Origin of the sequence: Candidatus Protochlamydia phocaeensis (genome assembly GCF_001545115.1) — a bacterium.
In the GTDB taxonomy this organism is placed as follows: domain Bacteria; phylum Chlamydiota; class Chlamydiia; order Chlamydiales; family Parachlamydiaceae; genus Protochlamydia_A; species Protochlamydia_A phocaeensis.
Map to the genome: position 1 here is coordinate 88,043 of NZ_FCNU01000021.1, position 12,195 is coordinate 100,237.

The window sequence follows — 12,195 nt, forward strand, 5'->3', positions numbered from 1 at the left end:
GGCTAGCAGAAAAAGAGATTGTTGCCTAGAATACTTTACATGAATCAGATTGAACATTTAATTCAAAACGCTTCTGTCATTGAGACTCGGTTAGGCTATTCTTTCAAAGATCGCTCTTTGCTTGTTTTAGCTTTTGTCCATCGCTCATTCATTAATGAAAACCGAGAAATCACTCAGCATAATGAACGCTTGGAATTTCTAGGGGATGCCGTTCTGGGCATGCTCATTTCCGATTACCTTTACCGCTATTTGCCGACTACGCCAGAGGGACAATTGTCTTATTTGCGTTCCAGATTGGTAGAAGCCAGTTCGTGCGTCAGTTACATTCAGACGCTCAATATTGCGTCTTTCATTTTATTGGGGAAAGGCGAGAGAATGAATGACGGACGGGGGCGCGAATCCATTTTAGCCGATCTTTTTGAGGCGATCATTGGAGCAATTTATTTGGACGGAGGCATTGAAGCCGCCAAGCAATTTATTTTTGCGAATTTCACCAAACAGATTGAAGCCATTCTAGCAACCCCTTTGAGAAATTGGAAAGCGCTGCTTCAAGACTACTGCCAAAAAAAGTATCAGCAAACACCCGTCTATAATGTTCTGCAAGAATCCGGCCCCGACCACAGCAAAGTGTTTCAAATTTCCGTTCTCATCAACCAGCAAGAATTAGGCCGTGGCACGGGAGCTTCAAAAAAAGAGGCTCAACAAGCGGCCGCAGCCGATGCGCTTTCACGATTCAACCTTCCCGAGATTTTTTCTTAATTTTGAATAAGGAGCGGCTTGCCATGGCCAAACAAAAAAGCGTTTGGTACTGTTCAGAATGCGGACATAAACAGCTCAAATGGCTGGGACAATGTCCCTCGTGTACCCAATGGAATACCTTTCATGAAGAGTTAGAAATGTCATCTTTGCCTCGTCGTTTTGAGGCGCAACCGGTGGCAACGAGCAAGCCTGTCAAGCTCCAAGAGGTCAAACTGCAAGAGACCCCCCGCATTTTAACGCATATCGGCGAATGCGATCGCTTGATCGGCGGCGGGCTTGTGCCAGGTTCCTTAACCCTTGTCGGAGGCGATCCCGGCATCGGCAAATCGACTTTGATGCTTCAGCTTTCTTATGCTTTAGCCAAACAAGGTCTGATCGTCCTTTACATTTGCGGCGAAGAATCTGTTGAGCAAACGTCTTTGCGAGCCCAGCGTTTGGGCATCCAAACGGATAATTTATTGCTGCTTTGCGAGACCAACTTCTCTTTGATTAAATCTCAAATTGACCAGCTCAATCCGGATGTTCTCATCGTCGATTCTATCCAGATTGTCTATAAAAGCGAAATCACGTCAGCCCCCGGCTCTGTCTCTCAAGTACGCGAGACGACCACAGAATTTATGCACCTTGCCAAGGGACGAGGCATTGCCACTTTTTTGATCGGACACGTTACGAAGTCCGGCGAAATTGCAGGCCCGCGCGTCTTGGAGCACTTAGTTGACACTGTGCTTTATTTCGAGGGTGACAAGCAGCACAACTACCGCATGATCCGCGTGGTCAAGAACCGCTTCGGCCCCACTGACGAGATTGCAGTCTTTCAAATGAAGCAATCGGGTTTAATCGAAGTCCCCAATCCATCGGAAATCTTTTTGGAAGAGCGCCGCAAAGAGGTAATCGGTTCTGTGATCATTCCGACTTTAGAAGGCTCGCGCCCCATCTTAATCGAGGTGCAAGCACTTGTCACCGATACAGTTTTCAGCACCCCCTCGCGCAGATGTACGGGGCTTGACCAAAACCGCCTGGCCCTCTTATTGGCTGTTCTGGAAAAACGCATGGGCTACCAATTGCACAAGTGCGATGTCTTTGTTTCGGTCGCTGGAGGATTGCGCATTACCGAACCGGCCATTGACTTGGGAATTTTGCTCGCTTCCGCCTCTTCTATGCGCAACCGCATCATCGATCCGGAAACAACCGTCGTCGGAGAAGTGGGTTTGGGAGGAGAAGTGCGCAGCGTGCCCCGTTTAGAAAGTCGTCTGAAAGAGGCCATTCACATGGGATTCCGCCGCTGCATTATCCCCAAACGCAATCTCAAAGGCATTTCCGACGATATCCGTCAGAAAATCGCCATCCAAGGGGTCGAATTTGTGGAGGAGGCCGTCGATGCAGTGCTCAAATAAATACGCTTCAGTCATTCAAATGGCCATTCCGGTGGGAGCGCGTTCCTCCCCTCTTTCGCGGGTACAGGTCAAAGAGGTGCTGCAGGCCTTGCAGCAATACCACCCTTTAGTTGATTTTATCGTTCACTTTTTATCGACGACAGGAGACCAAGACCAAAGCACCTCTTTGCGCACATTAGATAAAACGGATTTTTTTACCAAAGAAATTGATCTAGGCATCTTGTCCGGGCATTTTCGCTTAGGCATTCATTCAGCAAAAGATTTGCCTGCCCCTCTTCCAAAAGGACTTTCCCTCATTTGCCTGACAAAAGGCGTAGACGCTGCTGATGTGCTCGTCCTAAGGGATGGCGAAACCTTGGCGAGTCTGCCTTCTCAGGCTTGCATTGCCACTTCTTCTGCCCGAAGGGAAGAATGCGTCAAACTGTTAAGAACTGACTTATCTTTTTGCGATCTGAGAGGCACAATTGAACAGCGTTTGGCCAAGCTTGAACGAAAAGAGGCGGATGGCGTCGTCGTAGCCGAGGCGGCTCTCATCCGGTTGGGCTTGACGCATCTCAATCGCATTCGCTTGCCGGGCCCTACGGCTGAAGGACAAGGTCAACTAGCCGTTGTTGCCTTAGAAGGAGACCAAGAAATGAGAACCTTATTTGCCTGTTTAGACGTCAGAAAAAATGGCAGCTGATCCCCAAGATTTTGCTTCCAAGCAGATCCTTTACACAGGCCTGGATCCGCATCACTATCAAGGAAAGGGAAACGTCACGCATGTGCCCTTGATCGAGATCGTCCCTCGCCCGCTAAGCGATCCGGCTATCCAGCCTGTGCTTAGCCAATTTGCGCAGTATACACATGTCATCGTGACCTCTAAAAGCACCATCCCCATTTTACAAGACTATCTTTGCCGGCTCGGCTTTTCTTTGCAAGAATGGGCCCAAAAATCCACATTGGCTGTTGGCCGCGCAACCGCTGCTCATTTATCCGCATGCGGCATCCATCCCATGCGGGTGGCCAAAGAAGAGACGGCGGAGGGGCTTCTATACGAGATGGATTCCATGTCCTTAAAAGATGCTTTCTTTTTATGGCCCCATTCCGCTCAATCCCGCCCCGTCTTAAAAAATTACTTTTCCCGGCACAAGATTGCCTTTCAAGACTGCCTTCTTTACGATACGCTCCCTCATTACCCCTCTTATTTGCCAGATGTAGACGCCTTTGACGAAATTGTTTTTACTAGCCCATCGACCGTCAAGGCCTTTGTGCAAATTTTCGGTTCACTTCCTGCGCATAAGCAATTAACGCCGATTGGCCCTATAACAGCCTCCTGCCTAAAAGCATATCTTTCACAATCTAATTCGATCTTGCTTAATTAGTCTTCTTAAGCCAAAATGCCATTCAAAGAGACTATTTAAGAAAAAACAATCTTTAAAAGGAGTGGATATGACTCAACAAGGATCTTCTCAGCAGTATCAACTGCCCCCTCTTCCTTACGATTTTGGCGCTTTAGAACCTGTCATCAGCGCAGAAATTATGACATTGCATTATACGAAGCACCACCAAGCCTATGTCAACAATCTCAATAAAGCCTTAGAACAGTATGCCGACGCTCAACAAAAGCAAGATTTAGCTGCTATGATTGCTCTGCAATCAGCAATTAAATTCAATGGAGGAGGCCATGTTAATCACTCCATTTTCTGGACGAACCTCTCTCCTAAAAATAAGGATGGCGGCGCCCCTCCAGAAGGAGCGTTAGCAGATGCGATTAATCGCGAATTCGGCTCTTTACAAACGCTCATCGACCACCTCAGCACCAAAGCAGTTGCTATCCAAGGATCCGGCTGGGGATGGTTAGGATATGACAAAAATAAAAACACCCTAACTTTGGCAACTTGCGATAACCAAGATCCTCTTTCCACCAAAGGATTAGTCCCCTTATTAGGCATTGACGTATGGGAACATTCCTATTATCTTCAATATAAAAATGCCCGAGCTGATTATGTCAAAGCCATCTGGCAAGTTGTAAACTGGAAAAATGTCGCCGAGCGCTATCAAAAAGCTGCATCTAAATAGACTCTCTCCTCTTGAGTGCACCCTCTTTAGCGGGTGCACACTCTTTTAATTTTTTCTTCAACTCCTTTCCCTTCCCTTAACTCTTTTTAATAAGTTGATGTGAATAGTTAGAATAATTCTTTTAATAAAATTATTAAATTATTTAATTTTAAAAAATCATTCCCATTCCTTATTATTTCCCCTCTCTATTTTTTATTATCTATCTATAATTTTTTAATAGGATAATCTATGCATATTATTTCTGCCTGTAGTCATCCACGTGAAGCCTCTTGCTTTTTTCCCAAGCTTAAAGTCTCTTGCCACGATTCTTTAGACAATATCCATCGAATTATGCAAGTGTTAAAAGAACACCATCAATTTACCCCTTGTGTAAAAGACACGCTTCCTTTCAGAATTGAAAGCCTCATAGAGGAAAGACAAGAGATTCTTACTTTAATGAAATTAGCAAAGGCAATTTTTCCCGGTCTATCGGAAAAAGACTGCTATTTCCATGAAAAAGTAAAATGCAAGCTTTCATTAAATTGCGAAGAATTAGCCGCTTGGGAAAAAAAGCAGGAGATACGAACAGCCCTCCTAAAGAAAGAGTTCGGAAATCAGCTTGGCTTGCCTCAGAATAAATCCATCCTCCAATCCTTACAAGAGATCGAGCAAACTGAATTGGCAAAGGAAAGAATTGGAGAGCTTTTTGCTCAACTACTATATGAAGTTGATTATGGTCCTGTTATTCCAACCTCCGCGCGCAGGAAAAAACGCAAGGCGACACAGGAGCTGCACGCTTCGGCAGAGAAAAAATCCACGGTCGATACGAACGCAAAAATTTCTCACCTTCTTTCTTTCGATTTTGACATACTTGTCTCTAAGAAAGAAACTCTTAAGAGTCATCTTTATGGTCAGTTAGGCAATGGCAATTCTTTTTTCCCTATACTTAGCATTAGGCAAACGATAAATGGATTGGTCGCTTGCACCATAAAAAATATGTTTATTTCCAATGAAAGTAAAGATCGAGAAGCTAGCTCTGCTTTTTTCTGTTATGGCTTGCCGGATCCACATGAACAGTTCGTCCACTTGGACTGCGAAGATGATCTTCTTGCGACCTCCTCTTCTTCTGGAGCCATACAAATATGGAAAAGCCAAACAGAGGAAAAAGGACAAGAATCCAAGGTTCAATTCCACTATAAAATCGATAAATTGTTAGGAGCTGAATATAAATTAAAATTCAAAGATAAATACTTCTTTATAGGAAGCAACAAAGGTCATTTGAATGTCTATGACAAGGATACTTTTGAGCCAAAAGTGACTTTGCAAGGCCCTAATGGAAGAATTGAAAGTTTAGATTTCTCATATCCTCATCTAGCCTGCGGAAGCAGCACCCGCACCGTTCAACTTTGGGATATAGACAGGCAAACTCAATATTGGACAAATTGGCGCTTTCAGCGAACAGTTATCGCTGTACAATTTCTGAATCCTCAGGAATTGATAGGAGCGGAAAAAAAGGAAATTAAATTTTTAGATACGCGCTTAAATCAAAATTGTGTGTTAAATACAGTATTTTCAAATAGGGATATCGTGGATTTAGCAGTCCTTCCTTCCACCACCACCTGTTTAGTCGGAACATCAGGAGGAGATATAACTGTCGTAGACATGCGACTGCCTACTGCAAAGCAAGAGGTTTTACAACAAGAAAACTGTTCTATTACATGCCTTCATTTTAAAGATGGTCAATTGGTTTATGGATTGAAAAATGGGGAAATAAAGCAAATAAATTTATCCAATCCATAAGAGCTTGTCTGACAGGCATCCCATAATTTGATGCCTGGCTTTTATATGAGAAAGTTCTCGCAAAGCGGAACTTTGAAAAATAGAGAATCAGGAATTTAATTCTGTGGGCATTTTTTAGGTTATTAACTTGAGTGTGGAGTTTTTGCTCTTTCGACTGCGTCAAAGTCTCGGAAATGAACAATGGCAAGAGCTTTTCCCGTCAGTCCAAAGGATAAAAAAACGCCAAACTCAGGTTATTAAACCTTCTAAGTGCCTATTATTGAAAAGCTCTTGTATTATTCCGCCGTGTCGATTAATATTACTTTGTTTTGATTCAATTGATTTAATCTAGTCAAAAAAACGCGCAAATACAGACAATCTATTAGAAGGTGTATTAAAAACGCTAATGACCTATATTTGAGGTTAGTATGGGTTTGAATACACCCTTTTAAAGGCAGATATGCCCTAGCTTGTCGATAAAAGCATAGATATTTGTTCTAAACTTTTATTATTCAGCGTTAAAGACACCTTTATTCAAATTTCTGATTAATAAAAGTCAAACATTCATAAAACAAGAGTTCACGATGGGATTATTCTCTAGAGATAAGCCAAAAATTAAAATTCAAACGACTAAAAAGGATGGATTTAGCGGCTGGCTTAAATGTACGCATTGCAATGAGCTGATTCATACCAATGAACTAGAGCAAAATCAAAATTGTTGTCCGAAATGCGACTATCACTATCGCCTTCCAACCGACGAGCGCATTAAAAGTTTGAGCGATGCCGACACTTTCGAACCCTTATTCAATAATCTTCAGCCTATCGACTCCCTAAAATTTGTCGATACGGAACCTTATCCCAATCGCTTAGCAAGCGCTCAAGAGAAATCGGGCCATAATGAAGCTGTCGTTGTGGGGACATGCCTGCTCAATAAACACAAAATCGCTTTAGGCGTGTTAGACTTTAATTTCATGGGTGGCTCAATGGGATCGGTTGTAGGTGAACGGCTAACCCGCTTGATTGAGCTTGCCATTCACGAACGCTTGCCCTTGGTGATTGTTTCCACATCAGGTGGAGCCCGCATGCAAGAGTCGATCTTATCCTTAATGCAAATGGCCAAAACCTCTGCTGCTTTAGCTAAAATGCATGAAGCGGGCCTGCCTTATATTTCTGTATTGACTAATCCAACCACAGGCGGAGTAACAGCCTCGTTTGCCTCTTTGGGAGATATTATTATTGCCGAGCCCAACGCGTTAATTTGCTTTGCGGGGCCACGGGTCATCGAACAAACAATTGGTCAGCAACTTCCACCAGGAGCACAGAAATCCGAATTTTTACTTCAGCATGGAATGATTGATTGCATTGTTAAACGGCAAGAGCTGAAGCAAAAATTATCGGAGTTAATCGATTTCTTAAAAGGCAATCCTTTAGAAGAAGGAGAACTCAATAATCATTCCAATTCCTCTCTTAATAAACTTTCCAATAAAAAATCTTCCCTCTCAAAAGAATCAAAATTTTAATTTAACGAGTAAGTCTTATGCACGATAAATCCCAAGGCACATTGGATATTCCCACTTTAATTGAAGATGAAGAATTATTGCCCTTTTATATGACTTCTGGCGCTGCCGGCGCGGATGTCAAAGCGTATTTGAAAGAGCCCCTTATTATCCCTCCCGGACAATCAGCCCTAGTTCCAACAGGCATGCGTGTCGCTATACCGGAAGGATATGAGATCCAAGTTCGCCCAAGAAGCGGATTGGCTCTTAAACATCAAATTACCGTGTTAAACACGCCCGGTACAATCGATGCTGATTACCGCGGAGAAATTAAAGTTATTTTAATCAATCATGGGACCCAGGAATTTACCATCACGCCAGGCATGCGCATTGCCCAACTTATTTTGGCCCCAGTTTTAAAAGCTAATTTCGTGCTTTCATCCGAACTTGCCCTCACTCAACGTGGCATGGGAGGCTTTGGACATACGGGTTAAAGTAAATAGAGTTAAATCATGATGAAAATGCCACTTTCCCATTACATGGATCCTCGGCTCATCGTTTTCTTGAATGCCGATCATCGAGACAGCGCCCTCCACCAGCTCGTTCACGTGATTTATCAAGCAGGCAAATTAAAAGATGAAGAGCTTTTTTATCGAGCGATCATTGAAAGAGAGAAAATTGTTTCAACGGGAATTGGAATGGGTGTAGCCATTCCGCATGCCAAACTGCCAGCCTATGACCACTTTTTTATTGCTATTGGAATTTTACAAAAACCCGTAGATTGGCAAGCCTTAGATGAAGCGCCCGTCCGTCTTATTTTCATGATTGGAGGACCGGATGATAAACAAACAGAATACTTGCAGTTATTATCAAGTTTAACTCAAGCCATCAAGGATGAAGATAAACGGAAAAAATTGTTAAATTCTACGGATCCAACCGATATTATTGAATTATTTCAAACAATTTGATAGATCATATTAACTAAAATAGGTATAAGATCATTCAAAGCTGCTTTTATTGTTTTGATAGCCAAAGAGTGTAAGTATGGATCTAAAAATTAAGGATGTTGCAGATTTATTAAATGTATCGGAAACAACCATTCGCCGTTGGATTACGGATGGTAAAATTCCGACTTATCGAATTAATCAACATTATTATTTTTCTCGTACTGAAATTGAAAGCTGGGTAATGGCTCATAAGCTAGATAAGAGTTATGGAGCCTCTCCTTTTACCCAAAAAAAAGACATCGAAATTTCTGTGCCTATAAAAAAAATGCCCGCTTCAGGCGGAAGCAAGCAATTCAGCCTCTTTCGCGCCATTCATAAAGGCGAGGTGCTTCATCATATCTCTGGTCAAACGAAAGAAGATATCATCCGAACGACCATGAAAAAGGTCGCCAAACATCTGCATGTCGATGCCGATGTGATGACAGACCTTCTTCTCGATCGCGAAAATATGATGCCAACGGCCCTCAATAATGGAATTGCAGTCCCCCATACGCGCGATTCTCTCTTAGACGCTCATCATGATGTGGTCATCCCCGTCTTTTTAAAAGAACCTCTCGAATATGGGGCTTTGGATGGCAAGCCTGTTCATACCCTTTTCTTCTTGTTTGCGTGCGAAGATAAACGCCACTTACACCTTTTAGCCAAAATTGCCCACCTGAGCAGCCAGCCAGCAGCCTTAGAGTTATTTCAGACCAAACCCGAAAAAGAAAAATTGCTTCATTTTATCAAGGAATGGGAAGGCTCTATCGCCAAAGCGCACGCATGATCGCTTTAACCATTCTGGATCAGGAAGAGGACTGACAAGCCTGTCTAACCAGTGACAAGCCCTCAAACTTTTTCCATCCTTGCCCTTGCCTCCTATTCCACCTTACTTGGTTTAATGCCCTTTATTCGATTGAGGGAATCCTGTTAAGAGATGTAAAAGGGTGTCACCTCTTTATTTGAACTAAGATCTAAAAGACACCGACTTCCTGCAGAGCATAATAAAGATTATTGGCGATCATTCGCGCTCCTATAGGATTGGGATGGATTCCGTCGATTGTATAGGGCAAAACCTCTTCCGGGAGAAGAACAACTGCATGCGGATGATACCTCTCGATTAAATGAAGGTATGTTTGCACTAAAATTATATTATAAGAAGAATTAACCCTTTCACAATTCACCCCACCTAAGATTACCTTCTTGCAATTTGTTCCAATTTTAGAAAACGCTTCCTCAAAGTTATGCTGCAAAATGTCTTGAGAGGTATTGCAACCCGCATCATTAATCCCCAAAAAAATAAGGATATAATCCGGCCTTTCTTTTGTGATAAGCCCCACAGCAATTTGCATGGCCGTATCCGATTTAGCTCCGCTAAAGGAGCGATTGATGATTTCTACCTGTTTACCCTCTGCAGCTAACCTTTCTTTTAAGAAATCCACGTAGCTGACTCCTGTTTCCACAGAAATGGAATCTCCAATGATCCCCACTTTCGTTGCGGCAAATAAGGTAAAGGGAAACATAAATAGAAATAATAATAGTTTTCTCATGCCATTCTTCTTGCTTGGTATAAATCTGCCACTGTTTTTATAAATTTTCTCGATCGCTTATTGATCTTCGGAAAAGCGATTTAATTAAGGGAAGATGAAATTCATCATTGGCATATGCTTTAGGCAAAAAGATGATTTTACACCCCATCCTTTATTCTCTTTTCCTAGAGAAAAAAATTGAGGATCTTCTTTTATATTGTCCCTTAAAAAAAATTGCAACTGCGTTTCCTTCTTTCCTTTTCTTCCAAGAAGTCTCTTTGAAAGAGTCCTTCAGACTTGAAATAAAAATAGAGACATTTCAGGCTGCAAAAGAGAAGACACCTAAAATTTCTTCCCATAATTCTGTAGAACATGACTACGACGGTAGTCGAATTGCTAATTCCACTCTCCCCTCGAAAGAGCCTTCAATTCCATCAAGACCTTTTGAATAAAAAGGTAGACTTAGTTTTAAACTTATTTGTTTTTATCAATAAAACAAACAACAAATCAAAAAAAATAAATATTATTTAATTAACAAATTAACAACATTTTACTAATTAAATAATATTCAATGAATTAAAATAGATTGAATATAAGTTTATAAAAATCAATACTTTAAGAGGTTTTAATGCATAATTTAAATTTTTGTGATTTTCCCGAAGAACTTATTTTTAATGTTACATCCTTTTTAGACCGACCGGATCTTGTTCGATTGGCGGGTGCAAATAAGCAATTACAGCGCATAAGCCGAGATGATGCGATTTGGCGACCATTAGCTAGACTGACAGGCCTTCCCTTTCAGACAAATATTAAAGCCGCCTGGGGAAATAAGATTAGGCAAAAGATGACAGACTGGAAGATGGAGAATTGGAAAGAAATCGAGAAATGTGCTCAGCAAGCCAGCGCCTATTTAACCATTACCAATGAAGAACTTGAAGCAAAGGTTGAGAATAATTTTAAGCATATGGCTTGCAATAGACGTACAATCTGGTCCATGTATTCGATGATTCATGAGCATTCTTCTGCATTAAGCCGCCCTTTAGAAGAAGGAATAAAAGCGCATCTTCTTCTTAGCTATATAGGAAAAAGTCATTTGAATCACGCTCAAGAAATAGCTAAACGCATCACCCATTTACCGCGTTTTGAAAGCAGCGATAATGGCCTTATATTATTTATTAATGAATGCATTCAACTAGAGCTGCCAGAACAGGCATTAGCTGCAGTCTCTGAGCTAAAAGATCCCCTAGCCCGCAATAAAATGAGGCAAGAGATTGCGTTTTTCTATATAGGCAAGAAAAAAATAGAGCGGGCTATTGCTATAGCAAAAATCATTGAAACCGATGAAAGAGCCAAAAGCTATATTTTTTACCGCGCAGCTTTTTTTTATATAGAACAAAATGAATTGGAAAAAGCAATCGAAATAGGCAAATTGATTGATTCCAAAATGGGAGGCTTTGAGCGCGGCGAATTGTATGTACGCCTGACAGTAAAAGGATGTGAGACTGAGAAAATCGCCTTTTTATTTAGCGAATAGAATAAGACCCTAGCAGCGATGGCCAGCCTCTTTCCGCCCTGCCCTACTTGCAAATTTATAACGACTGAACAGTTTTAATATACCCTCTTAGCATTCAAGTCTGGTCTTCAAACCACCAAAAACGGCGGTAATAGGCAATCCTCTTCTTTAAAATGGCAGCTGTTTTGATGACGGCAATCCGGACGGATTCCCAGTCAAAGTCATCCCCGCATAAAATTCCGTGATCGGCTAAATGCGGATGCCATGCCATAATATCTTCATAGACGCTTGGCGTATCATGGGCGGCATCTAAGTAAATGAGGTCGGCTTGCACATTCAATGCTTCGGCCGCTTCTAGAGACTCCATCCGGATAGGGACAATCTTGTGCGCCAATCCAGCCTGCTTAACGTTAGATAAAAATAATTGATAGAGATGAGGTAGGCGTGGATCTTGCATGTGAATCGGTTCGTTCGGTGATCCTCGCCAAGTATCAATGGCATAGACCTTCCCCTCTTCAGGCAATAAAGACGCAATGAAACGCGTGGACGAGCCAAGCCAAGATCCCACTTCAATAACTGTCCGAGCTGGCTTGACAGCTAAGCAAAGCTGGAGGGGAATGTGATTGTAAAACCAACCATGGTCGTCAAAGGGAAGGTCGCGAATCGAACGATAAGGCTCGGGAAAAGAACTATCCATAA

General features: G+C 42.1%; 13 protein-coding genes. 11 read left to right on the forward strand and 2 right to left on the reverse strand.

Features of this window, described 5'->3' with window-relative positions:
• Positions 1 to 39 precede the first annotated feature (39 nt).
• The 10 genes from rnc to BN3769_RS07235 all read left to right on the forward strand — a co-directional run bounded on the left by rnc (position 40) and on the right by BN3769_RS07235 (position 9,241).
• On the forward strand, positions 40 to 759 hold the full coding sequence (gene rnc, locus BN3769_RS07190; protein ID WP_068469059.1) for a ribonuclease III: 720 nt from the start codon (positions 40 to 42) through the stop codon (positions 757 to 759).
• A gap of 23 nt (positions 760 to 782) precedes the next feature.
• Complete coding sequence (gene radA, locus BN3769_RS07195; protein ID WP_068469061.1) at positions 783 to 2,153, forward strand: DNA repair protein RadA; 1,371 nt, start codon at positions 783 to 785, stop codon at positions 2,151 to 2,153.
• Complete coding sequence (locus tag BN3769_RS07200; protein ID WP_079989460.1) at positions 2,137 to 2,835, forward strand: hydroxymethylbilane synthase; 699 nt, start codon at positions 2,137 to 2,139, stop codon at positions 2,833 to 2,835. Before radA ends, BN3769_RS07200 begins: the two co-directional genes overlap by 17 nt.
• The gene (locus BN3769_RS07205) at positions 2,825 to 3,517 is read left to right on the forward strand and encodes a uroporphyrinogen-III synthase (protein ID WP_068469062.1); all 693 of its coding nucleotides are present in this window, start codon (positions 2,825 to 2,827) and stop codon (positions 3,515 to 3,517) included. The genes BN3769_RS07200 and BN3769_RS07205 overlap by 11 nt, the downstream gene beginning before the upstream one ends.
• A 67-nt stretch (positions 3,518 to 3,584) precedes the next feature.
• A complete protein-coding gene (locus BN3769_RS07210; RefSeq protein ID WP_068469064.1) occupies positions 3,585 to 4,214 on the forward strand; it encodes a superoxide dismutase in 630 nt (209 codons plus the stop codon).
• A gap of 228 nt (positions 4,215 to 4,442) precedes the next feature.
• A complete protein-coding gene (locus BN3769_RS07215; protein WP_068469066.1) occupies positions 4,443 to 5,993 on the forward strand; it encodes a WD40 repeat domain-containing protein in 1,551 nt (516 codons plus the stop codon).
• Between the two features lie 563 nt (positions 5,994 to 6,556).
• A complete protein-coding gene (gene accD / locus BN3769_RS07220) occupies positions 6,557 to 7,492 on the forward strand; it encodes an acetyl-CoA carboxylase, carboxyltransferase subunit beta (RefSeq protein ID WP_079989461.1) in 936 nt (311 codons plus the stop codon).
• Positions 7,493 to 7,509: 17 nt separating this feature from the next.
• Positions 7,510 to 7,962, forward strand: coding sequence for a dUTP diphosphatase (gene dut, locus BN3769_RS07225; protein ID WP_068469068.1), 453 nt, complete (start codon positions 7,510 to 7,512; stop codon positions 7,960 to 7,962).
• A gap of 18 nt (positions 7,963 to 7,980) precedes the next feature.
• Positions 7,981 to 8,436 (forward strand): PTS sugar transporter subunit IIA, encoded by a 456-nt coding sequence (locus tag BN3769_RS07230; protein ID WP_068469070.1) that lies wholly within the window; start codon positions 7,981 to 7,983, stop codon positions 8,434 to 8,436.
• 76 nt (positions 8,437 to 8,512) lie between these two features.
• Positions 8,513 to 9,241, forward strand: a complete 729-nt coding sequence (locus BN3769_RS07235) for a PTS sugar transporter subunit IIA (RefSeq protein WP_068469072.1) — start codon at positions 8,513 to 8,515, stop codon at positions 9,239 to 9,241.
• A gap of 187 nt (positions 9,242 to 9,428) precedes the next feature.
• Here the strand turns inward: BN3769_RS07235 and BN3769_RS07240 are convergent, their stop codons facing one another.
• Positions 9,429 to 10,004 carry an SGNH/GDSL hydrolase family protein gene (locus tag BN3769_RS07240; protein WP_068469074.1) on the reverse strand — a complete coding sequence of 192 codons (576 nt, stop codon included), beginning with the start codon at positions 10,002 to 10,004 and terminating at the stop codon, positions 9,429 to 9,431.
• Between the two features lie 607 nt (positions 10,005 to 10,611).
• On the opposite strand from BN3769_RS07240, the gene BN3769_RS07250 reads away from it, so the two are divergent.
• On the forward strand, positions 10,612 to 11,517 hold the full coding sequence (locus tag BN3769_RS07250) for an F-box-like domain-containing protein (protein ID WP_068469078.1): 906 nt from the start codon (positions 10,612 to 10,614) through the stop codon (positions 11,515 to 11,517).
• Between the two features lie 94 nt (positions 11,518 to 11,611).
• Here BN3769_RS07250 and BN3769_RS07255 read toward each other — a convergent pair whose 3' ends face one another.
• Entirely contained in the window at positions 11,612 to 12,193 is a 582-nt protein-coding gene (locus tag BN3769_RS07255; RefSeq protein WP_068469080.1) for a class I SAM-dependent methyltransferase, read from the reverse strand.
• Between the last annotated feature and the right edge of the window lie 2 nt (positions 12,194 to 12,195).